Source organism: Mesorhizobium sp. WSM1343, from assembly GCF_055901535.1.
The window spans coordinates 450602-473390 of record NZ_CM148370.1 but is presented as its reverse complement, the minus strand read 5'-3'; the positions used below and the strand labels follow the sequence as shown (position 1 = coordinate 473390).

Sequence of the window (22789 nt, the reverse complement as noted above, 5' to 3'; positions counted from 1 at the left end):
TCAGCCTTTCTTCTTGCCGGTCTTTTTCTTCGGCTTTTCGGCTTTCTTGACCGGTTTCAAGGCTTTGGCCTTCTCGGCCGCCTTGGAGGCCATGGGCTTCTTCGCCGCCAGCTTGGCCAGCTGCCTGGTATAGTCCTTATGCAGCGCGCCGGCGCCCCAGCCCTTGCCTTTGTTTTGTTTCGACAGCGCATCCATGATGGCGACCAGATTGTCGTCGCGGATCTTTTCCAGCTCGCGGATCGACAGCCCATGCGCCTGTTCGTCCGACTGCGTGGCGATCAGGTCGACCAGTTCGTCGTTGAACTCAGGCACGTCCATCAGCTTGGTCCATGGCCATTTCAGGCACGGCCCGAACTGCGCCATGAAATGGCGCATGCCGGCCTCGCCGCCGGCGACGCGATAGACCTGGAACATGCCCATCTGCGCCCAGCGCAGGCCGAAGCCGTAGCGCATGATGTCGTCGAGTTCCTCGACCGTGCAGATGCCGTCCTTGATCAGCCACAGCGCCTCGCGCCATGCCGCTTCGAGCAGGCGGTCGCCGACGAAGGCCTCGATCTCCTTGCGGATGACGACAGGCTTCATGCCGATCGAGGCATACATCTCCTTGGCGACCTCGATCGCCTCGGGGAAGGTCTGCTCGCCACCGACGATCTCCACCAGCGGCAGGAGATAGACCGGGTTGAACGGATGGCCGACGACCAGCCGCTCCGGATGCTTCTTCATCGCCACCTGCATGTCGGTCGGCTTGATGCCGGAAGTCGAGGAGCCGACAATCGCGTTGGCCGGCGCGTGAGCGTCGATCTCGGCCAGCACGCGGTGTTTCAGGTCGAGCCGCTCCGGCACGCTCTCCTGGATGAAATCGGCATCGGCGACCGCTTCGGCGATGGTCTTGGCGAAGGTCAGCTTGCCCTCTTTCGGCAGGCCGCCGGGCACCATCTGCTTGTAGGCGCGGCGCGCGCCCTTCATCACTTCGCCGACCTTGCGCGACGCCTCGGGATCGGGATCGAAGATCGACACGTCGATGCCGTTGAGCAGCAGGCGCGCCACCCAGCCGGCGCCGATCACACCGCCGCCGATGGCGGCTGCCTTGTTGATGATGCTCATGCTGAAGCTCCGGTTCTTGTCGCGGCGGTTGCGGGATCGATGAGGGGCACGCGCTCGCCGGCTCGGATCACCGAGGGATCGTAGGCCTTGCGGGCAAAGACTTCGAGCACGAAGGGCCGGAAGAATTCCATCGACAGCGTGTCATAGTCGGGGTCGAAGCTGGACTGGTCCCAGCGTTCGCAAAACTGGTCGCAATCGTCGAAATAAGCATGGCCGGCAAAGCGGTCGCGGGCGTGGCGGTTGCCGCCGAGATGATGGGCATAATAGAGCCGCTGGAAGTCGCCATGCTTTTCCACCACCCAAGTGCATTGCTCGCGCACGAAAGGTTTCAGGATCGAAGCGGCATATTCGTCGTGATTGTAAGGCGCATAGATGTCGCCGATGTCGTGCAGCAGCGCGCAAGCGATCCAGTCGGTGTCTGCGCCGTCGCGCCAGGCACGTGTCGCTGCCTGCAGCGAATGGCCGAGCCGGGTGATCTTGTAGCCGGAAAGACCCGCGTCGAGCTGCACCAGCGCGTCGAGCAGCCGCTCGCCGGTCCTGGCCGCATAGTCGATTTCATGCGCGGTCAGGAACTCGTAGTCGTCCCGGTCGCCATCCTTCATCGCGGTGAATTTTACGGTAGTCATGCCGACCCTCCCGACGAATAATTATGCCGCGATCGGCGCCCGCTTGGTGAGGTTGAGCTTCTGCCGTACCTCTTCCGGTCCAAGGATTCTGGCGCCGAGATTGGTGACGATGCTGGCGGCGCGCTCGACCAGCTGTGCATTGGTGGCCAGCACGCCCTTGTCGAGCCACAGATTGTCCTCCAGCCCGACGCGGACATTGCCGCCGGCCAGCACCGCCGCCGCGGCATAAGCCATCTGGTTGCGGCCGATGGCGAAGGCCGACCAGTTCCAGGTCGACGGCACATTGTTGACCATGGCCATGAAGGTGTTGAGATCATCAGGCGCACCCCACGGCACGCCCATGCAAAGCTGCACCAGCGCATCCGGGTTGAGCACCTTTTCCTCGACCAGTTGCTTGGCGAACCACAGATGGCCGGTGTCGAAAGCCTCGATCTCCGGCTTGACGCCGAGCGCCGTCATCATGCCGCCCATGGCGCGCAGCATGCCGGGCGTGTTGGTCATGACATAGTCGGCCTCGGCGAAATTCATGGTGCCGCAGTCGAGTGTGCAGATTTCCGGCAGGCATTGGCGCACATGTTCCATGCGGTTGGTGGCACCGCCCATGTCGGTGCCTTTTTCGTTGAGCGGCAGCGGCGCTTCCGGCGATCCGAACACCATGTCGCCGCCCATGCCGGCGGTCAGGTTCAGGATGACGTCGACTTCTGCCGCGCGGATGCGCTCGGTCACTTCGCGGTAGAGATGTACGTCGCGCCTCGGCCTACCGGTCTCGGGATCGCGCACATGGCAATGCACGATGGCGGCGCCCGCCTTGGCCGCATCGATGGCGGAATCCGCGATCTGCTTGGGCGAGCGCGGCACATGCGGGCTGCGGTCCTGCGACCCGCCGGACCCGGTCACGGCACAGGTAATGAAGACCTCACGGTTCATCGCAAGCGGCATGGAACTCTCCTCCGAAAGAAATAGACCTCAACAATGCCCGACTTGCCGGAAACTGTTTTGCGTTTTACGAAGCTTCCATGACGAAAAGCGAAAAACCAACGATCTTTCGCGCCGAGCGCTCGCCGCTTAGGGTGACGCTGCTGGTATTTTCCGGTTCGTCGATCATGTGCGTCGCATCCGCCGTCGATCCACTGCGCGCGGCCAACCGCATCTCCGGCGAGACCCTGTTCGATTTCAAGCTGGTCTCGGTGACCGGCGAGGCTCCAGTCACCACTTGCGGCCTGCCGGTGGCGGTCGGCGGCCGCTTCGATGCGGGCGAGTCGACCGACGTTCTTGTCGTCGTCGCCGGCTTCGGCACCCAGAACTATGCAACCTCGGCTCTGTTGTCCGGCCTGCGCCGGGCCGCACGGACAGCACGCGCTTGCGGCGGTGTCGAAGCCGGCACCTGGCTGGTGGCGCGCGCCGGCCTGCTGGAAGGACGCAGCGCCACCACCCACTGGGAGGACATGGAGGATTTTTCCTCGGCATTCCCCGGCGTCGATGTCCGCCCTGACCGCTATGTTATCGACGGGCCGGTGTTCACCTCGGGCGGCGCGTCGCCGACCTTCGACCTGATGCTGCATCTCATCCGCACGAGGCTCGGCATGGCCGTCGCGCTCGATGTCGCCAGCGTCTTCATCTACGACCAGGCGCGCGCCGCCACCGACGCACAGCCGCTGGTCTCGCTCGGCCGGCTCGATGGCTACGATCCGCGGCTGGCGCAAGCGATCCGGCTGATGGAAGCGCATGTCGACCAGCCGCTGACCATTGAAGCGGTGGCCAAGCGCGCCGGCGTGACGGCACGGACGCTGGAGAGCATCTTTCGCAAATCGATCGGCGAGACACCGGGCGCCTATTATCTCAGGCTGCGCCTGGGCGCCGCGCGCCGGCTGGTGGTCGATACAAGGATCGCCATGGCCGATATTGCCGGGCGGACCGGATTCTCATCCGCCGCGGCGTTTTCAAGAGCGTTTTCAAGGGCTTTCGGCGAAGCGCCGGTCAGGCTGCGCCGGGGCTGACTATGATAGAATCAGGCAGCGTTCTGACGGTCGCTGCCGCCGTCGATCTGCGAGCGCATTTGCTTGGCAAGATGGGTCTCGAAACGGCTGGCCACAGCGCGATCCCATTCGTTCGAGCGGCGCGTGCCGTCCTTCGGATGCGGCATTGCCATCAGCCGGTCGATGATCGATCCAGCCTCGCCAGGTGAGAGCAGGGCGTCGATTTCACGTTCGTTCTGCATATCGGTTCGCCTCCTTCTTCCTCTCCCGCCACGAGCCACTCTTATACGAGATTCGTGACGGCAGTTTGAAGGCAAGAGCGAGGTCATTGAAGGGCGTCGAAGGGCAAAACCATGTCGCTGGACCGGGCCATGCGCAAAGCTGTTCCTGCGCCCAGGCAGGTCAGGTCAACGAGAAATCTATTGTTGGATTGCGCAATTCCCAAGGCAAAGCGCTGTACGCTTTTCCCGGGGAAACCGTTACCCACTTTTCCTGGAATTGCTCAAAGCCGCTTTTCGAACAGCACCGTGGTGAAGCCACTGTCCCATTCGTCATCGGGATAGCGGCTTTTCTCGATATAGCCGACCGCTTTGTAGAGTGCTTGTGCGGGCAGGTTGAACGTGTCGGTCTCCAGCCGCGCCTGCGCCAATCCGGCCGCACTGACCGCCTGTTCGGCATGGGAAAGCAGCTTGCGGCCGACACCTTGGCCTTGACGGGATGCCATCACGTGCAGGGCCTCGATGAAATCCGCGCGCCAATGGATCAAGCCGGCGACCTCGCCATCGATCTCGGCAACGGCGAATTCAGGCCAGCTCTGGTCGACATAGCGCCCGCCAATATCCGTCTCGACATAGCGTTGCGCGGCTGCTTCGGTGATGTTCGGCAGCCAGGTGCCTTCGAAGGTTTCCTGCAGCACCTGCTTCAGCGCCGGAATATCGCTCGCCTGCGCCGGGCGCACAATGATTCGATCCTCTGCCATTTCCGTCTCCTGCCAATGCATGTCGCCCAAAGTGCACAGCGATTTGGGACGACGACATGCCGCCGCACGGGTCCTCTTTCGGTGACACGTGTAGCGTCCTGGTCTCACGCAGGCTGCCGAAGATCTGTGCGATCCTCGGCAGCTTGTCACGAAGTGGGCTGACTAGCAGATGGCGATGGCGGCGGCTTTCAGCCAGTGGCGCCGGATGTCGGTCCAAAGATGAAGCGGCGCTCGCCCTACACGTAGCGGTTGACGATGTTTTCCAGCAGTTCCTGGCGGCCGGACCTCGGCTGCGGCTCGATCTTCTTCTTGACGACACGCTCGGCGATATCCTCAAGCGTGCGCTTGCCGGCAAGCATCGCCTTGCCCTCGGCCGTGTTCCAGCCGGCATAGCGTTCGGCCAGCGGCGCCGACAGTGCCTTGTCCTCGACCATGCGCGCCGCAGCTTTCAGGCCGCGAGCGCAAGAGTCCATGCCGCCGATATGGCCGATCAGCAGGTCCTGCGGATCGAGCGACTGGCGGCGCAGCTTGGCGTCGAAATTGGTGCCGCCGGTCTTGAAGCCGCCAGCCTGCAGGACTTGGTAGTAGGCCAGTGCCATTTCCGGCACGTTGTTGGGGAACTGGTCGGTGTCCCAGCCCGACTGGTAGTCGTTGCGATTCATATCGATCGAACCGAAAATGCCGAGCGCATTGGCCAGAGCCAGTTCGTGCTCGAAGGAATGGCCGGCCAGGATGGCGTGGCCCTGCTCGATATTGACCTTGACCTCCTTCTCCAGCCCGAAGCGCTTGAGGAAGCCGTAGACCGTGGCGACATCGTAATCGTACTGATGCTTGGTTGGCTCCTGCGGCTTCGGCTCGATCAGGATCGTGCCCTTGAAGCCGATCTTGTGCTTGTAGTCGACGACCATGCTGAGGAACCGGCCGGCCTGTTCCTGCTCGCGCGCAAGGTCGGTGTTGAGCAGGGTCTCATAGCCTTCGCGCCCGCCCCACAGCACGTAGTTTTCGCCCTTCAGCCGCTTGGTGACGTCGATACAGCTTTTTACCGTCGCCGCCGCGTAGGCAAAGACATCCGGATCGGGATTGGTGGCCGCGCCCGACATGAAGCGGCGGTTGGAGAACAGATTGGCGGTGCCCCAAAGCAGCTTGACGCCGGTCTGCTTCATCTTGCCCGCGAAGTAGTCGGCGATCTCATCGAGGCGCGCCGCACTCTCGGAAAAATCCTTGCCTTCCGGCCGTACATCGGCGTCGTGGAAGCAGAAGTAGGGCGCGCCGAGCAACGAGAACATCTCGAAGGCGACATCTGCTTTCAGTTTTGCCAGCTCCATCGTGTCGACGCCGCCGGCCTTGGGAAACCACGGCCGGTCGAAAGTCTGGCCGCCGAACGGATCGCCACCCGGCCAGGCAAAGGAGTGCCAGTAGGCAACGGCGAAGCGCAGATGATCTTCCAGCCGCTTGCCGGCGACGACCTCATCGGGATTGTAGAACCTATAGGCCAGCGGATTGGTCGAATCCGGCCCTTCATATTTGATCTTCTGGATGTCGCCGAAAAATCCACTGCTCATGATTTCTGTCCTCTCACAAAGTTCTGACGCCATTACCTCAGGCGTAATTGGTTTCACGCCGGCGCTGGTTGAAAAGGGTCATGTCAAAGCCACCAAACGAAGGAGACAGACCATGACCGACCTCACCAAGATCGCTAAAAACTACATCACCGCCTGGAACGAAAGCGATGCCGGCCGCCGGGCCGAATTGCTCAAGGCGACCTTCACGGAAGACGTCAGCTACCGCGATCCGCTCATGCAGGGTGATGGCCATGAAGGCGTCGCGGCTCTGATCGGCGGCGTGCAGCAGCGCTTTGCCGGTTTCCGGTTCTCGCTGAAGGGTACGCCGGACGGTTTTGCCGACAAGATCCGCTTCTCGTGGAATCTCGGACCTGAGGGGACGCCTTCGGTGATCGAAGGTACCGACATCGGAATCATCGAGAACGGCCGCCTCAAGAGCGTCACCGGTTTTCTCGACAAGGTGCCGGCGCAGTGAGCCGGACACCCGCGGCGTGGGCGAAAGACCGCTCACGCCGTGGCGACCCTGATTGCCGGATAAAGCGCCCGGTAGCGCTGATAGGCATCGGCATAGGCGCCGCCGAGCGCCGCATCCGGTTCGATAGTTGCGTCCGTCCTCGGGGCCGTACAGATTTCGAGCGGATCGGCACCCGTCGCCGCGATCAGGCCGAGCCGCGCGGCACCAAAGGCGGCGCCGAAGTCGCCGTCGGCAGGAATGTCGACAGGCAGTTGAAGCGCGGTGGCAATCGCCTTCAACCAGTAGCGTGAGCGCGAACCGCCGCCGATCGCCGTCACCCGCGTCAAGGCTGTGCCGGCCGTGGCCAGCGCTTCGAGGCTGTCGCGGAAGGCAAAGGCTACACCCTCCAGCACGGCCTGGGTCAGCACGGCACGGCTCGATTGATGCGCCAGCCCGGTGAACGCGCCGCGAATGGCGGAATCATTGTAGGGCGTGCGCTCACCCGAGAGGTATGGCAGGAAGGACACGCCGCTCGGCGCCTTCAATGTGTCGCCGAGCTCAGTGGTCAACTCGCCGGCGCTCTTCCCGGTGATTTCCGACAGCCAGTTGAGCGAATCGGTTGCCGACAGGATGACCCCCATCTGGTGCCACGTGTTCGGAAGCGCGTGGCAGAAGGTGTGAACCGCGCTAGCCGGGTTGGGCAGGTAGGAAGCGTTGGCGGCAAACAGCACACCCGACGTGCCGAGCGAAACAAAAGCGTGGCCGGCGCCAACCGTGCCCATGCCGCAGGCCGAGGCCGCGTTGTCGCCGGCGCCACCGGCGATCGGAATGCCGGCCTGAACGCCCCACTTCGATGCCAATTCGCTGCGCAACGCGCCTGCCTTCTGCGTACCCTCGACCAGCGACGGCATCTGCTTTTCATCGAGCGATGTCGCCGCGAGCAAATCCGCACTCCAGCGCCGCTTGCCGACATCGAGCCAGGACGTGCCGGCAGAATCCGACATTTCCGAAATGTGCTCGCCCGAAAGCCAGAGCCGCAGGAAATCCTTGGGCAGCAGCACTTTTGCGACCTTGGCGAAGACAGCGGGCTCGTTGTTCTTCACCCAGGCCAGTTTCGGCGCGGTGAACCCGGGAAAGACGATGTTGCCGGTCAGGACGCGGAAACGCGGATCGGCATCGAGGACGGCGGCCTCGGCATGGCTGCGCGTGTCGTTCCACAGGATGCAGGGGCGCAGCACCTTGTCGGCGGCGTCAAGCAGCGTGGCGCCATGCATCTGGCCGGACAGGCCAATGCCCTTGACTGCCGCGAGTTCATGCGGATGGGAGGATTTGAGCTCGGCGATTGCGTCTTCGCAGGCCCGGATCCAGTGCTCGGGATTCTGTTCCGACCAGCCGGGGTGCGGCCGTGAAACATCAAGCGAACCATGGCCGGAACCGAGGACGGTTTGCCCGGCATCGATCAGCAGCGCCTTGACGCCCGACGTCCCGAGATCGAGGCCCAGATACATGTCTTCCTCCCACGCCAGTTAATTTTTTCGGGTCTCGAAAAAATCTGGCTTGGCCAGTTTCTAAAACAAGATCCGCTTCGGGTCAATTCTCCGACAAATCGGCGGCGCGTCGCACAAACAGCGCTGACAGCGGACTTTCGGGCCGCGCCATCGAACGCTCCGCCGTGAGCGCCTTGGCCAGCGCACCCTCACCGGCGCGCAAGGCCGCCTCGATCAGCGTCAGGTCGATGACGTCGCGCTGGGCGTGGCTGCCACCGAAACGATGTGCGATCGCCCGGATCGGCCGGATCAGGCGCGCGGTCTCGGCGTAGCTGCCCTCACCGAATGCCTTGATGGCGAGCGTCAGCGGATGGCCGACATCCCGCGTGAAAGCCGCATTGTCGTCGCTGCCACGCATGGCCTCGCGCTGAGCCTCGAGCAAGGCGAGGGCCGGCGCATCTAACCCGGCACCCACGAAGGCCATCATCGCGTGGGCGTCGTTGAAGGCATAAAGACCCGCTCCCGCCTTGCCCCAGTTGGCGGCGAGTGCCGCCCAGCGGTCGCCGACATCGACGCCGCCGAGGTGGAGCCGCCACAGGATTGCCGAGGCATCGACCATGTTGAGCGCCATCGTCGATTGCACGCTGTAGATAGGGCCGTCATAGAGGGCCAGCACCGCGTCGGTCTCGCCGAGATCATAATGGAACAGCGCCAGGTGCCACCAATTGTGGACCTGCAGGAAGCTCTCCCGTGTCCACGCTTCCGGATTGGCGCGCATCCAGGCAATGCCATCCCTTTGCCGGCTTTGCATCTCCATGACATGGGCGACGGCGTGCTGCGCCCAGCCGTCGCGCGGCTCGATGTCGACTGCCTCGCGGCCAAGCTGCTCGGCCCTGACATAGTCACCCATTTCCTCCAGCCCGAAAGCCTGCATGCCGAGCATGGCGTGGTAGCCGGGCATGCCGCTTTGCCACGAAGGCAGGGCACGAGCGATGCGGTCGCGCAGCATGCGGGCATTGCCGGTGAAGAAATCGATCTGGTGGCCGACCTGCAGCGCCAGCCCGTCGCGCGGGGTCTCGATGGTGATGTCCTCGAGAACGCGGCTGGCCTCATGCCAGCGCCCGCTGGCGAGATGGCCAAGGGCCGAGACATGCGCCCGCTCGCGCGTGGTCGCGGCAAGCGGCAGTGCGGCCTCATGGCAAGCCTTGGCCACGGCCGTCGCCTCCCGCTCGGTGGCGAGGCCGAACAGATATCCCTTGAAGACATGGGCCATGACGAAGCCGGGATCTTCCGCGATGGCGCGGTCGACGGAAGCTACGGGATCGCCGATGAAGCACTGCAGTTCACGCACTGCCTGGCTGTAAGGCGTGAATCCCGCCTCCGTCGCGCCCGAAAGTGCCAGGCCGAATGCGTCCCTGGTTGCCATGCGATGTCCTTTATCGACCCGTGACAGGCCCTTGATCCTTCGGTCCAAAGCGATCCTAAAGCATAGGCCACGGACGCGCCAACCGTGCGCTACGCCAGACCTTTCAGTAGTCTTTGCAGTTTAGCAACCATGCGGGGCAGATTAGGCTTTGTAAAATTGAATGAATTGTGTCTTCATTGCGGCGGCTGGCGGGGGCTGGAAATCGCGAATCGAGAGGGGACGCGATGCGGCATGTGAAGAACTCGCTTCCGAACAGTCGTTCGGCGGATGCGCAGGTGACAATTGCTTCGCAACGGCGAAAGCCGCATCCGTTACATCCGTGGCTTATTAGCATCCTCTCAAATACAGCTTTTGCGTTGCTGCCCAACTCCGCCGCGTTTGCCGCATGCGTGCTGGCTCCATCCGCCGGAAACACCGTCTACACCTGTGACAGCGGCGACTCAGGCGGCAGCCTCACCGATCTCGACGGCGACAACACGCTGAATTTTCCCGCCGGCGGCACCGGGCAGATATCAGGCAATGTGACCTTTGGCGTCGGCACGGACCGCATCGACATGCAGTCCGGCACCATAACCGGCGCCGTCGATCAGGGTGGCGGCACGGATTTCTTCACCATTGGCGCGGGCACCGTCGCCGGCAATGTCCAGCAGGGCGCCGGCATCGACGACTTCAACATGAGCGGCGGCCAGATCGGCTCGCTCAACCAGGGCGACGGCCTCGACACCTTCACCATGACCGGCGGACGCATCGTCGATTTCTTCGACGATGGCGACCACGCCGTGATGACCGGTGGCCGCATCGGCCGGGTCAACATGAAGCTAGATCAGAACTATTTCAACATGTCAGGCGGCACCATCGACCGCAACCTCGTCACCGGCTTCGACAAGGATACGATCATCCTGTCGGGCGGCACCATCGGCGGCAACATCAGCGTCAGCGGCGGCAATGACAGCGTCACGGTCACCGGCGGCACGGTCGGTGGCGATATACTGATGAGCTTTGGCGCCGACAATTTCGTCTGGAACGGTGGCGGCATCATCTATGGTTCCGTCGATCTCGGCGGCGATAACGACACCGCCAGGCTCAGCAACCTCACCAACGCCAATCTCGGTGCCACGGATGCCATATCAGGTGGTGCCGGCACCGATGCGCTGACCCTGGACAACGTCAAACTGGATGGCATCAGCCGGCTCCAGAACTGGGAAAGCATCGACGCCACCAATGACACCCAGCTGACGATGGACAGCAATCTGGTGCTCGGCGACAGCGGCACCGGCACCGGTTCGCTCAGTGTCGATGCCGCAAGCACGCTCTATGGCGGCGGCTTCAATGCGGCGATCCAGGCGTTTACGGCAGGCCAGCTGGCGCAGGTCACCAATGCCGGCCGCATCGACCTGACCAATGGCAGCACCGGCGCCACCGACAGCCTGACGATTTCGGGCAATTATGTCGGCCTGGGTGGCCTGCTGCTTATCCAGACCGAGCTCGGTGACGATTCCTCCGCATCCGACAAGTTGGTCCTGTCGAGCGGAACGGCTTCCGGTTCGACCGGCATCTCCGTGGTCAATCTCGGCGGCGCGGGGGCTGCGACCACGCAGGACGGCATCATGGTCATCCAGGCAATCAACGGCGCCACCTCGGGCGCCACGACATTCGCGCTCGACGCCCCGGTCGCTGCCGGTGCCTTTGAATATTATCTGTTCAAGGGCGGCGTCAGCGCCGGCAGCGAGGAGAACTGGTACCTGCGCTCGACGCTGAACACGCCGGCCCCGCCGGCCGCAGCCCCGCCGGCGCTGGAGCCTGCTCCGCCGCCGGCACCTGAGCCGCCGGCGGCCGAACCGCCGCCGCCGCCGCCCATCGACCCTGCGCCGCCGCCTCCGCCGGAATCCACCCCCGGCGATCCCGATCCGGTTGATCCGGCGCCGCCGGTCGTGCCGACCGATCCGCCGCCCGCGACACCACCGGCACCACCACCGGCACCAGTGGCGGATCCGCCCCCGCCACCGCCGGTGGTGCCAACTGAGGTGCCCGACCTGCCGACACCGGCGGCGGGCGAGGAAATCCTGCTCTATCGCATCGAGGTTCCGGTCTATTCGGCCTTGCCGCCGGTCGCCGAACATCTGGCGATGACGACGCTCGGCACCTTCCACGAACGGCGCGGCGAGCAGAGCCTGTTGTCGGACACCGAGCTGTCGCCGGTCTGGGGCCGCATCTTCGGTCAGGACAGCAAGATGGCCTATTCAGGAACGGTATCGCCGTCCTTTGACGGCACCCTGTTCGGCCTCCAGGCGGGCTTCGATCTGTTCGGCCGCGAAACCGCGTCGGGCCAGACCGATCGCGCCGGCCTGTTCGTCGCCTATGCCAGCATGAATGGCGACGTGCGCGGCCAGGCGCTGGGCAGGGACAATCTGTCCGTCGGCAGCATGGATATCAACGGCACCAGTGTCGGCGGCTACTGGACCCGGATCGGTCAGGGTGGCTGGTACCTGGACGGCGTCCTCATGGCCACCTTCTTCGGCGGCAACGCAACATCGTCGCGCGACATTGGCATCGACGTCGGCGGGACCGGCGTCACCGCTTCGCTGGAAGGCGGCTATCCCATCGCGCTGGCACAAGGCTGGACGCTTGAACCGCAGGCGCAACTGGTCTGGCAGCAATTGTCGCTCGACGATGCGTCGGACCGCTTTGCTTCGGTTTCCTTCGATACGGACGGCAGCGTGACCGGCCGGCTCGGCGCACGGCTGCAAGGCGAAACAACGATCAATGGCATGGCGCTGCAGCCGTATCTCAAGGCCAACATCTGGCACGATTTCGGCGGCACCAGCCATGTCAATTTCGACACCACCGACATCTCGACCGAGGGCAGATCGACCTCGTTCGAGTTCGGCGGCGGCGTGATTGCCAAGGTGACGGACAAGGTCAGCATCTTCGCCACCGGCGACTACACCACCAATCTCGGTGGCGACAAGCGTCGGATCCTCGAAGGCAATCTGGGCTTCAGCGTCAAATGGTAAGGCCGGTCATGATCCCGAAAACCAGTTTCGGGATCATGATCAAAAAGACAGCTTAATTGCTGGAACGCATCGCCACCGTGGCGATGCCGGCGCCGACCAGCAGCGTGCCGCCGGTGCGGTTGAAGATGCGGATCGCCTTGGGATTGCGCACCACGTTGCGTGCGCGTGCCGCGATCAGCGCATAGCCGAAGGCATTGGCGAAGGCGAGCGCCAGGAAGGTCGTCTCGAAGATCAGCATCTGCGTCCAGAAATCGGCGTGCCGGTCGAGGAACTGCGGCAGGAAAGCAACGAAGAACGTGATGCTTTTCGGGTTGAGCGCGGTGACCAGCCAGGCGTGCGCCATCATCTTGGCCGAGGAGACCGCGTCGGTGCGCGGTTCGGCCTTCAACGCGCCGCCGGCGCGAAATAGTTTCACGCCAAGATAGATCAGATAACCGGCGCCGATCAGCTTCAGGATGGTGAAGACGGTCGCCGAGGCCGCCAGCAGCGCGCCGATACCCAGCATCGACAACGTCATCGCAGTGAAATCCCCCAACGCCACGCCGACGGCCATCGGCAGAGCGGTACGCCAGCCCTGGCCCAGCGCATAGGACACGACCAGCAGGATGGTCGGACCCGGAATGATGAGAAGGATCGTCGATGCGGCAGCGAAGGCGGCCCAGTTTTCGAAGGACATGCTCGTCTCCTTTGAGCTTAAAGAAGAGGATAAATCCTTAGGCCCGGGAGAATGTAAAGAGGCGATTTCCCTAACTGCGCCAGCGGCAGATCGGTGTCAGTTCGCGCCGCTCAGTGTGCTCACGATATCGGCCAGGCTGACATTGGCACCGAGAACGGTAGCCGCCGCGACAATGGCAGCGGCAAAAAGCTTGATGTCGGTTTTTAAGGTCTTGCACATGGAGGCCCCTCGCTGATGGTTCGAGGAGTAGGAGACGCCGGCGCCGGGAATATGACTCGACCGAGGTCTTTTTGTGCAGCAGCCTTCGTCAAGTTCAGGCAAGAAGGTCGAACATCGCCAAGGCCATGCGCAAATGCAGGCTGTGCAAGGTCTTCACGCTTTATCAACCATGAATGAGGAAAATGCCTGCTATCCGGCCGGACCGTGCTTCCCGCCGACAGCGTAGGGTCTGGGTATATGCGTGAGTTGCCGCAAGGTCTGACGCCGCCGCGAAATGGCGACGCAATCGAAACCGATCATCATCTTTCCCGCCGCGCCATCCTGTCCGGGGCAGGGGCCCTTGCGCTGCTGAGCGCCGCCGGTTGCTCGACCTCGGGCGGCGGCCTGCCGGCGCTCGAGCTCGACGACGTCACCACGGGTTCCGTGCGGCCGATCCGGCCAAGCATCAGCGTCGACAAGAACGTCACCAGCCCCGGGGTCATGTATGCCGGGCTGACCGACGGCGGCTTCAACGTGCCGGAAGTGCCATATCTGAAGGTCAAGCCGGAATTCCGCCGCCAGATCGTCGTCGACACGACAGGCGAGGCGCCCGGCACCATCGTCGTCCATCTCAAGGAGCGCATGCTCTATCTCGTCCAGCCGGGTGGCGATGCCATCCGTTATGGCGTCGGCATCGGCAAGGACGGTTTCCGCTGGTCCGGCCGCGCCAACATCCAGTACGGCAGGGAATGGCCGACCTGGACGCCGCCGCCGGAGATGATCGCCCGCAAGCCTGAACTGGTGAAATGGCAGGCCGGACAGCCCGGCGGCCTAACCAATCCGCTCGGCGCGCGTGCCCTCTACATCTACCAGGACGGCAAGGACACCGGCTATCGCATCCACGGCTCGCCCGAATGGTGGAGCATCGGGCAAGCGATGTCGTCGGGCTGCGTGCGCCTGATCAACCAGGACATCATCGACCTCTACAGCCGCGTCTCCAAGAAAAATCCGGTCGTCGTCGTCTGACGCTTATGGGGCGTGTTGGCGCCGCTCGAAACTCCCGTTGCGCGATGCGGCAAGACAGGCCAAGGTGCCTTGAAAACCATCGCGCCGGGAGAAATCAAGCATGGCTGGAACGTTTGTCATCGCGCAGGGCGGCGGCCCAACCGCCGTCATCAACCAGACGGTTGTCGGGGCGACGCTGGAGATCCGCAAGCGGCATCCCGGTGCCAAGGTGCTGGGCTCGATCCATGGCGTGCGCGGCATCCGTGACGGCAATTATGTCGACCTTTCCGCCATTCCGGAAGACCGCCTGCGGCTGATTGCCGGCACGCCGAGCGCCGCCCTCGGCTCGACGCGCGACAAGCCCGACGCCGCCTATTGCGATGTCATCCTCGACGGCCTGAAGAAGGCCGGCGCCGACGCCTTCATCTATATCGGCGGCAACGACACGTCGGGTACCCAGCAGATCCTGACCGACGCCGCCGGCGGCTCAATTGCCTTTGTTCATGCGCCAAAAACCATCGACAATGATCTCGAGGAAAACGACCACACGCCGGGCTTTATTTCGGCGGCCGAGTTCGTCGCCGGCGCCTTCCTGTCCGTCGATCTCGATTTTCGCGCGCTGCCCGGCATCTATGTCGGCATCGTCATGGGCCGGCATGCGGGCTTCCTGACCGCGGCTGCCGCTGCCTGGCAGCTCGACCCCGACAGCGGCCCTCATCTCGTCTACGTGCCCGAGCGGCCGTTCTCGGCCGCTGGCTTCATCGACGACGTGCGTGCCACGCTCGATCGCCACAAGCGCTGCATCGTCGCCGTTTCGGAAGGCGTCAGCACCGCCGACGGCAAGGCATTGGTCGAAAGCCTGGTGCCGCCGGACAAGCTTGAGCGCGACGCGCATGGCAACGTCAAGCTGTCGGGCAGCGATCTGCCGGCCGCACTCGAGCGCGCGTTGGCGGAAGGCCTGCCGGGCAAACGTGCCCGCGTCGACGCGCTCGGCTACATGCCGCGCGGCTATATCGGCGCCATCAGCGCGGTCGACGCGCAGGAGGCTTTCGATGCCGGCGCTTTCGCCGTCACCGTCGCCGAACAGGGCGGCGGCTCGGTGGCGCTGCAATATGACGGCACCAGAACGGTGCTGAAGAAAGTGCCGCTCAAGAACGTCGCCGGCAAGACCCGCCACATGCCTGACCATTTCATGAAGCCCGACGTCAATCAGCTGTCGGATGCCGGCATGGCCTATCTCAAGCGGCTGGTGCCGGAAAAGTACAAGGTCGGGAAGCCCTTCGTCTGATGCCGGGCTCACACCTGATGCCCGGCTCACTTCGTATGCCGGACTCACACTTGATGCCGAGCTGGTTCAGCAGGAGCGTGGTCGACGGCAAGACGACGATGCTGACCGAGCCCTTCGTGCATGCCTATGTTCGGGCCAATATCTGGCATCTGCGCGGTCGCGATGCCGACCTGCTCGTCGACACCGGTATGGGCATCTGTCCGCTGGCGCCGCAGATCGAGACGCCGCAGGGCAAGCCGTTGCTGGTCGTTGCCACCCACATCCATCTCGACCACGTCGGCTCGCTGCATGAATTCCCGTTGCGGGCCGGGCCAAGAATGAGCGCGGCTCGGTTCGAGACCATGGATGAGGCCGCGACCTACGCCTACATGTTCCACGACCTCGAGGGTGCCGTCTCGAAACTGCCGGCGCCCGGATGGAAGTCGGCCCACTACAGGATCCCGCCCGCGCCGTTGACGCGAACCCTGGACGAGGGCGATGTCGTCGATCTTGGCGACCGGCAATTTCGCGTGCTGCATTTGCCGGGCCATTCACCGGATTCGATCGCGCTGTTCGACGAGGCCGACGGACTGTTCTTCAGCGGCGATGCCATCTACGACGCCATGCTGATAGACGACCTGCCGGATTCCGACCGGGCCGCCTATATCAGTACGATGCGGCGCCTGCTCGACCTGCCGATCCGTATCGGTCATGGAGGACACGGACCGAGCTTCGACGGCAAGCGCATGCGCGAGATTGCTACGGCCTATCTCGGACGAACCGCCGGTGGCTGAGGCTCCAGCGAGGCAGCAAGGCGTGACCCGACGACTTTGTGACCCTGCCGCCGTGCGGATATTAAATCTTCGTAAGGTCGCCCGAAAACCCTAAATCGGGCCAATCCGCGCCCTAGATGCAAGGCGGTCGATCCGGTTGGCTGCCATGTAGGCGAGACGGGCAATTGCAACCTCGACACGCCGATGACCGATTTCCCGCATGGGAGGCCACGGCGCTGGATCAACTCTCGCCCGGACAAACGACCATGTCAGATATCCTTCGTAGGCATCGCGTCGCGGCCTTGCTGGGCGCTGCGCTGATCATATCCCCCTTCGTCATGTCTTTCGCCCAAAGCGCGGGCAACACCGTTCCGACCACCCAGACACCTGTCGCCGGCATCACAGCGCCCAATGGCTCGTTCGCACCCATCGTGGCCGCCGACAAGCCGGCGGTGGTGACGGTCACCACGGTCATGAAGGCACAGCCTGAAACGATGAGCGATGCCTCTCCTTTCGACGGCGGCTCGCCTTTCGACGACTATTTCCGCCAGTTCTTCGGTGACCAGGGCATGCCGACGCCCAAGACGCCGCCGCAACAGCAACCGCAGCGCGCCGAGGCGCTGGGTTCCGGCTTCATCGTCGCCTCCGACGGCACCATCGTCACCAACAATCACGTCATCGATGGGGCCTCTTCGATCAAGGTGACGCTCGACGACGGCACCGAACTTCCGGCCAAGCTTGTCGGGCGCGATGCCAAGAACGATCTCGCCGTGCTGAAGATCAAGTCGGACAAACCCCTGCCGACCGTCAAATGGGGCGATTCCGACAAGCTTATGCCAGGCGACCAGGTGCTGGCCTTCGGCAACCCGTTCGGCATCGGCACCACCGTCACGGCAGGTATCGTCTCGGCGCGCGGCCGTGACCTGCATAGCGGGCCGTTCGACGATTTCATCCAGATCGACGCGCCGATCAACCACGGCAATTCCGGCGGTCCGCTGGTGGATGTCGCCGGCAATGTCGTCGGCATCAACACGGCGATCTATTCACCCAATGGCGGCAGCGTCGGCGTCGGCTTTGCCATTCCGTCGGACCAGGCCCAGAAGGTGGTGGCCAAGCTGATGAAGGGCGGCTCCATCCAGTACGGCTATCTCGGCGTTCAGATCCAGGAGGTGACACCGGATGTCGCGAGCGCCATCGGGCTCGACCATCCCGGCGGCGCGCTGGTTTCAGAGGTCAATGACGGCTCGCCGGCGGCCAAGGCCGGCATCGAGACGGGCGACGTCATCACCAGCTTTGCCGGGCAGGACGTGAAGGACCCCAAGGACCTGTCGCGGGCGGTCGCCGATGTCGCGCCGGGCGCCACGGAAACGGTCGATGTCTGGCGCAAAGGCAAGCCGATGCGGATTTCCGTCGATGTCGGCCAGAACAGCGCCGATGCGAAGACCGCGTCGCTGGATGACGGGTCCGACACGCCCAGTGCCGGGCGCGCTCCGGCGATAGGGCTCGGCTTGATGGATATAACGCCCGACATTCGCCAGCAGATGAACCTAGCCGGCAAGCAGCACGGCGCGGTGGTTGCCAGCGTCAATCCCGACAAAGCTGCCGCCGCTTCCGGAATACAGGCCGGCGACATCATCGTTGCCGTCAATCAGGTGCCGGTTAAGAACGCCAGGCAGGTAACCCAGGCAATCGCGCAAGCCGGCAAGTCTGGCCGCAAGTCGGTGCTGTTGCTGGTCGAGCGTGGCGACGCTCAGATCTACATCGCGGTGCCTTTTGCCAATGGCTGAGTAATGGCCTTGACGTGAACGGGACCGGCAGGGTTCGTCGGCGACGATCCCCTCCGGCCTCCGCCCGTCAAGATTTTGGTTGCCCGCCACGACATCTTCGAGAACATTGCATCAGGTTGATGTCGGCCCGATGCAGGGAGATTGCCGCGATGGTCACCCGAGGTTTCTCTTCAGGACGGCGCCCGCCAACCGATGACGATGCCCGCATCCCGCCCGGCCAACATCTTGAACAGGGTTTTCCGGTGCTGTCGGCCGGTCCGACGCCGCGCGTGCGCACCGAGGATTGGTCTTTCACGCTGAAACATGGGCCACGCCCGATCAAGAAATGGAATTGGGCCGAGTTCAACGCGCTGCCGTTGACCAAGATGACGCGCGATATCCATTGCGTGACCGCATGGACCAAGTTCGACACGCCGTGGCAGGGCGTGCTGGTCGACGATATCCTTGCCGACGCGGGTGTGGAGCCGCCGACCGGCTTCACGCTGGCGCACGCGTTCGACGGTTACACCACCAATGTGCCGGTCAAGGATCTCACCGCCGGCAAGGCCATGGTCGCGCTGCTCTACGAAGGCAAGCCGATCACACCGGATCATGGCGGCCCGGCAAGGCTGCTGGTGCCGCATCTCTATTTCTGGAAGTCGGCCAAATGGCTGAACGGCCTGCAATTCACCACGCGCGACGAGCCCGGTTTCTGGGAATTGCGCGGCTACCATATCTATGGCGACCCATGGCGCGAGCAACGCTACACGGACGATCCGTGAGCGATACGGCGGCAGTGCAGTCGCCCTGGCAAACAGCCGGCATCGTCCGCATCGAAAAGCGCACGCCGCGTGTCACCAGCTTCTTTTTTCAGCCGTCTCGGCCCTTCGCCTATCGCGCCGGGCAGCATGTCGACGTCAGGCTGACGGCGCCGGACGGCTATCAGGCGCGCCGCTCCTATTCCATCGCCTCCGCGCCCGAAACGAATGGCGCAATCGAACTGGCGATCGAAAAACTCGACGATGGCGAGGTTTCGCCCTTCTTCCACGAAGTCGCGGCAATTGGCGACGAAATCGAACTGCGCGGGCCGCTTGGCGGGCATTTCGTCTGGCCGAAGGATGAGAGTGGGCCGCTTGTGATGGTCGGCGGCGGTTCGGGCGTCGTGCCCTTGATGTCGATGATCCGCCACCGCGCCGCACGGAATTCAGCGGTGCCCGTCGTCCTGGTCTTTTCGGTCCGGGTCTGGGACGAAGTGATCTTTCGTGACGAGCTGATCGCCCTCGACGAGCGTCAGGACGGCTTCGAGCTGGTGCTGACACTGACCCGCGAAGCCGCACGCCGCCCGGCCGACTATGCGCGGCGGGTGGACGTCGCGATGATGGCGCAAGCCATGGCGCGGCTGCCCGAGCCGCCCGGTCTCGCCTTCGTCTGCGGCTCCAATGCCTTCGTTTCCGCGGCAGCCCAGGCGCTGATCGATGCCGGCGTTGCAGCCGAAATCATCCGCACCGAACGCTACGGAGTTTGAGCGGACGCCGCCTTGCGAGAAAGGTTCGTCGGATTCGCCTTCAGCCGATCGGCAAGAAACCCGCCGACAGCAACTGGAAAGGCAAGGCGCCATAGGCGGCCACCGTGGCCGCGTCGTTCCACTCGCGAAACTGTCGCGATGGTCGCGCCTCGAGCGTCAAGGCAACTCGCGCGCCGTCGAGCGTCACCTTGCCGCGAAAATGCAGCACGCGTTCCCTGCCGGATCGGCTGATAGCCACGGCACGCAGGCGAGCGATATGCTCGCCACCGTCATTGATCTCCATTTCGATGCGGCGCCGGACCGGCGGAACGCCGATCCTGACGGTGATGTCGAGCATCATGTCGCCGGTCGTTTGCGGACAGGCGATGGCCTGCGAAAACACCAGAGGCGCCGATGCGGCTTGCGGCTTGCCCGCGGCCGGTCTCCCGCGCCAGGGTTTGGCGGGCGGCTCCTGCTGCAACCGGCCCTTCTTCCGCTTCAGGCGCAACTGCTTGGCAAGGCCGCGCGACAGCCAGACCAGGCCGCCGAAATCCGTGCGCGGCTTGGCTTGCAGAACCGACGACCAACGCGACAGGCCAGCCCGGTCGGCCATCTCGAAGATTCTGGCCATTGTCCGTTCCGGCACCGGAATGCCGATCTCGAACGCCAGATAGGATAACGCCACCGCCGCTGGAACCGCCAGGCCGCGTCTTCCGACGATGTCGAGGAACATCCCCCAATCGACGTCTTCGGCATGAATGGCGACCGCGCAGTCGACAAGCCAGTCGCTGTGGGTGTGGGCGTCGAGGCCGCCATGGGCGATGGCCAGTGCCATGCGATCGGCCGGCGATGGCACGAAGACCGCGACGCCGCTGAATTGTGCCGGGACCGCCCGTTGCCAGATCGCCAGGTCGTCTTCCGCGCTCGTCTGCGACCCATCATAGCCGAGCTGGTGCAGGTCGATGTCGCCGAAACGGCCCTTGAAGAAGTTCATCGACCGCAGCGACGCCAACCGGGTTCGCAGATATTGCGCGCTGACGCCCGAGGCGATCTGCCAGTCGCGGTCGCGCAAGATGTCGAAGACGGCAGCCATGTCGCGCGGGCGCACCAGTATGTCGATGTCATGCGCCACCCGACCACGCTGCGCCGACGCGTTCAACGCAATGCGGCTGGCGCCCTTGATCAGCATGATGTCGGCGCCGCCGTCGGCCATCGCCTTCAGCGCCGGCTCGGCCTCGCGCATCGCCATGCGCGACTTCGTCCACAGCATCTTCTGCAGGCCGACGAGGCGCGGGTGCGCGGTATGCCCGGCCAGTTTTCTGCCGAACCTGTCGGAGATGGCGGCGAGCAGACGATGTTCTCGAAACGAGACGAGGTCGATGTCGTTCTCGTCGAGCCAGCGCGCGGCGCAGGCAGCGGCTGCGTCCTCATCGGAGAGCAGCGCCGCCTTCAGCAACAGGTCCAACTGGCCGGTGGGCCACGACCAGCCATAGTCCGGGAAGCGGCGGCTGATGCGGCGAACAGGCCTGGCGTTCAACTGGAGCCCGCCTTGTTCTGGGCCCGCCGCTGCATGGCGAGCCTTGCGACCTGGAGATAGCCCCGGTCGCGTGCCGGATCGCGGCCGTAGGAAAGGCTGCCCGGACGGATGCGGCGCAATGCAAGCACGTCGTCGAGCATGGCAAGTACAAAGCCTGCCTCACGAACCCGGGCGATCCAGTCGATCATCTCGCCGCGACCGCCTGGTGGGTCGATGATGGAACCGACGCTCTGCACCACCTCCTGGCGGATCATCATCGTCGTGCGCGACCAGCCCGCTCCACTGGCCGCATCGGGCAAATCGGGGCTGTCGCCGCGAAACGTCCGCCAGTGCGTAAAGACGCCCGCTGTCCCGGGATGACGGCCGAGATAGGCCAGCTGCTGTTCGATCTTGTCCGCCAACCACAAATCGTCGGCATCGAGCGTCGCGATGAGCGGCGTCGAGAGTGCCGCAATGCCACGGGTCGTTGCGCTGCCGGGTCCGGCATTGTCCTGTCGCAGCACCGTCACCGGCAGGTTCATCGCATCGATCACCGCGGCCGTATCATCGGTCGAACCGTCGTCGACCACGACGATGGCCTCCGCCTTTGCCGTCTGGGCCAGAACGGAGTTCAGGGCCGCGCCTATGGTGGCGGCCGCGTTGAAAGCCGGAATGACGACGCCGTAGCCTGCCATCAAAGGAACCGCCACTGCGCGAGATCCTTGAAGTCGAAGATCCCCTCCACCCGGCGCAAGCTGGGATCGGCCTTGCGACGCTTCATCGACTTGTGAATGGCGCGCATGAACTCGCGAAAGGGCACATCGGCTTCCTTGGTCATGTTGCCGGGATGACGCCTGTAATAGAGAGCCACCGTATCGGGCATAACGTATTTTGCCTGGCTCTCAAAGATACGCAACAGATAGTCGGTGTCCTCGGCCTGTTTGAAATCCTCGTCGAAACCACCGGTGCGCTCGATGAGGTCTCGCGCGAAGATCCCGGCGGACAGGTGGATTCCTCGCACGGTGATGGAGTGGCTGTCGGCGGCCGGTTCCAGTGTCTCGCCATCTATCTTGTCTATCAGCGTCATGCGCGAATAGGTCAGCTCGAGGCCAGGATCCTCTTCGAAGCAGGCGAGATCCGCCTTGAAGCGGCCTATCGGGGAGATGTCGTCCGAATCGAGAAACGACACCAGACGCGTCTGCGGCAGCAACTGCTTCAGCCCGGCATTGCGCGCCTTGGTGACCCCGCCATTGATCTGCTGGAAAAGACGAATGCATGGGGCCTCGTCGATTAACGACCGTACGACGGCTGCCGAGCCATCGGTCGACCCGTCGTCGATGACGATGATGTCGAGATCGATGTCTTCGCGCTGCCTGAGCAACGAGCGCAGCGCCAGGCCAACGAATTGTTCGCGATTGTAGACCGGCATGATGACGCTCAGCCTCATCGGCGTCTC

The 22789-nt window shown here is 63.8% G+C and carries 22 protein-coding genes; 9 read left to right on the top strand and 13 right to left on the bottom strand.

What is annotated here, in order from left to right; genetic code table 11:
• Genes AC0NIL_RS02155 through bcoG form a run of 3 tightly spaced genes read right to left on the bottom strand, consistent with a single transcriptional unit; the run spans position 1 to position 2669 of the window.
• Positions 1–1104, bottom strand: a complete 1104-nt coding sequence (locus AC0NIL_RS02155) for a carnitine 3-dehydrogenase (protein WP_024501970.1) — start codon at positions 1102–1104, stop codon at positions 1–3.
• Entirely contained in the window at positions 1101–1730 is a 630-nt protein-coding gene (locus AC0NIL_RS02150; RefSeq protein WP_013528294.1) for an HD domain-containing protein, read from the bottom strand. Before AC0NIL_RS02150 ends, AC0NIL_RS02155 begins: the two co-directional genes overlap by 4 nt.
• A 21-nt stretch (positions 1731–1751) precedes the next feature.
• Positions 1752–2669, bottom strand: coding sequence for a 3-dehydrocarnitine:acetyl-CoA trimethylamine transferase BcoG (bcoG, locus tag AC0NIL_RS02145; protein ID WP_013528293.1), 918 nt, complete (start codon positions 2667–2669; stop codon positions 1752–1754).
• Between the two features lie 77 nt (positions 2670–2746).
• On the opposite strand from bcoG, the gene AC0NIL_RS02140 reads away from it, so the two are divergent.
• Positions 2747–3727, top strand: coding sequence for a GlxA family transcriptional regulator (locus AC0NIL_RS02140; protein WP_024501969.1), 981 nt, complete (start codon positions 2747–2749; stop codon positions 3725–3727).
• An 11-nt stretch (positions 3728–3738) separates the two neighbouring features.
• On the opposite strand, the gene AC0NIL_RS02135 is transcribed toward AC0NIL_RS02140, so the two are convergent.
• The 3 genes from AC0NIL_RS02135 to xylA form a co-directional block, all read right to left on the bottom strand.
• Positions 3739–3948: a hypothetical protein gene (locus AC0NIL_RS02135; protein WP_013528291.1), complete on the bottom strand. Its 210-nt coding sequence runs from the start codon at positions 3946–3948 to the stop codon at positions 3739–3741.
• A 260-nt stretch (positions 3949–4208) separates the two neighbouring features.
• Positions 4209–4685, bottom strand: a complete 477-nt coding sequence (locus tag AC0NIL_RS02130) for a GNAT family N-acetyltransferase (RefSeq protein WP_013528290.1) — start codon at positions 4683–4685, stop codon at positions 4209–4211.
• Positions 4686–4921: 236 nt separating this feature from the next.
• Positions 4922–6247, bottom strand: a complete 1326-nt coding sequence (xylA, locus tag AC0NIL_RS02125; protein ID WP_027161006.1) for a xylose isomerase — start codon at positions 6245–6247, stop codon at positions 4922–4924.
• Between the two features lie 112 nt (positions 6248–6359).
• On the opposite strand from xylA, the gene AC0NIL_RS02120 reads away from it, so the two are divergent.
• Complete coding sequence (locus tag AC0NIL_RS02120; RefSeq protein WP_224675069.1) at positions 6360–6722, top strand: nuclear transport factor 2 family protein; 363 nt, start codon at positions 6360–6362, stop codon at positions 6720–6722.
• Positions 6723–6754: 32 nt separating this feature from the next.
• Here the strand turns inward: AC0NIL_RS02120 and xylB are convergent, their stop codons facing one another.
• Both xylB and AC0NIL_RS02110 read right to left on the bottom strand, forming a co-directional pair.
• Complete coding sequence (gene xylB, locus AC0NIL_RS02115) at positions 6755–8209, bottom strand: xylulokinase (protein WP_473572801.1); 1455 nt, start codon at positions 8207–8209, stop codon at positions 6755–6757.
• Between the two features lie 82 nt (positions 8210–8291).
• Positions 8292–9614, bottom strand: a complete 1323-nt coding sequence (locus AC0NIL_RS02110) for a tetratricopeptide repeat protein (RefSeq protein WP_473572800.1) — start codon at positions 9612–9614, stop codon at positions 8292–8294.
• A 224-nt stretch (positions 9615–9838) separates the two neighbouring features.
• On the opposite strand from AC0NIL_RS02110, the gene AC0NIL_RS02105 reads away from it, so the two are divergent.
• Complete coding sequence (locus AC0NIL_RS02105; RefSeq protein ID WP_473572799.1) at positions 9839–12628, top strand: autotransporter family protein; 2790 nt, start codon at positions 9839–9841, stop codon at positions 12626–12628.
• 52 nt (positions 12629–12680) lie between these two features.
• Here AC0NIL_RS02105 and AC0NIL_RS02100 read toward each other — a convergent pair whose 3' ends face one another.
• Both AC0NIL_RS02100 and AC0NIL_RS02095 read right to left on the bottom strand, forming a co-directional pair.
• On the bottom strand, positions 12681–13304 hold the full coding sequence (locus AC0NIL_RS02100; RefSeq protein ID WP_023761181.1) for a LysE family translocator: 624 nt from the start codon (positions 13302–13304) through the stop codon (positions 12681–12683).
• A 96-nt stretch (positions 13305–13400) separates the two neighbouring features.
• Complete coding sequence (locus AC0NIL_RS02095; protein WP_013528283.1) at positions 13401–13523, bottom strand: hypothetical protein; 123 nt, start codon at positions 13521–13523, stop codon at positions 13401–13403.
• Positions 13524–13760: 237 nt separating this feature from the next.
• Here AC0NIL_RS02095 and AC0NIL_RS02090 point away from each other — a divergent pair, with 237 nt between their 5' ends.
• From AC0NIL_RS02090 to AC0NIL_RS02065, 6 genes are all read left to right on the top strand, one after another.
• Positions 13761–14528, top strand: coding sequence for a L,D-transpeptidase (locus tag AC0NIL_RS02090; RefSeq protein WP_024501964.1), 768 nt, complete (start codon positions 13761–13763; stop codon positions 14526–14528).
• Positions 14529–14628: 100 nt separating this feature from the next.
• Positions 14629–15795, top strand: coding sequence for a diphosphate--fructose-6-phosphate 1-phosphotransferase (locus tag AC0NIL_RS02085; protein WP_473572798.1), 1167 nt, complete (start codon positions 14629–14631; stop codon positions 15793–15795).
• Positions 15796–15848: 53 nt separating this feature from the next.
• Entirely contained in the window at positions 15849–16568 is a 720-nt protein-coding gene (locus AC0NIL_RS02080; RefSeq protein ID WP_064992875.1) for an MBL fold metallo-hydrolase, read from the top strand.
• A 245-nt stretch (positions 16569–16813) separates the two neighbouring features.
• On the top strand, positions 16814–18334 hold the full coding sequence (locus tag AC0NIL_RS02075) for a DegQ family serine endoprotease (RefSeq protein WP_013528279.1): 1521 nt from the start codon (positions 16814–16816) through the stop codon (positions 18332–18334).
• Positions 18335–18483: 149 nt separating this feature from the next.
• Positions 18484–19095: a sulfite oxidase-like oxidoreductase gene (locus AC0NIL_RS02070; protein WP_024501962.1), complete on the top strand. Its 612-nt coding sequence runs from the start codon at positions 18484–18486 to the stop codon at positions 19093–19095.
• On the top strand, positions 19092–19838 hold the full coding sequence (locus tag AC0NIL_RS02065; RefSeq protein WP_013528277.1) for an FAD-binding oxidoreductase: 747 nt from the start codon (positions 19092–19094) through the stop codon (positions 19836–19838). The genes AC0NIL_RS02070 and AC0NIL_RS02065 overlap by 4 nt, the downstream gene beginning before the upstream one ends.
• Before the next feature lie 40 nt (positions 19839–19878).
• Here AC0NIL_RS02065 and AC0NIL_RS02060 read toward each other — a convergent pair whose 3' ends face one another.
• Genes AC0NIL_RS02060 through AC0NIL_RS02050 form a run of 3 tightly spaced genes read right to left on the bottom strand, consistent with a single transcriptional unit; the run spans position 19879 to position 22780 of the window.
• On the bottom strand, positions 19879–21354 hold the full coding sequence (locus AC0NIL_RS02060; protein WP_027160997.1) for a nucleotidyltransferase family protein: 1476 nt from the start codon (positions 21352–21354) through the stop codon (positions 19879–19881).
• Positions 21351–22028, bottom strand: coding sequence for a glycosyltransferase family 2 protein (locus tag AC0NIL_RS02055; RefSeq protein WP_275953196.1), 678 nt, complete (start codon positions 22026–22028; stop codon positions 21351–21353). Before AC0NIL_RS02055 ends, AC0NIL_RS02060 begins: the two co-directional genes overlap by 4 nt.
• Complete coding sequence (locus AC0NIL_RS02050) at positions 22028–22780, bottom strand: glycosyltransferase family 2 protein (RefSeq protein ID WP_275953195.1); 753 nt, start codon at positions 22778–22780, stop codon at positions 22028–22030. Before AC0NIL_RS02050 ends, AC0NIL_RS02055 begins: the two co-directional genes overlap by 1 nt.
• Positions 22781–22789: the final 9 nt, after the last annotated feature.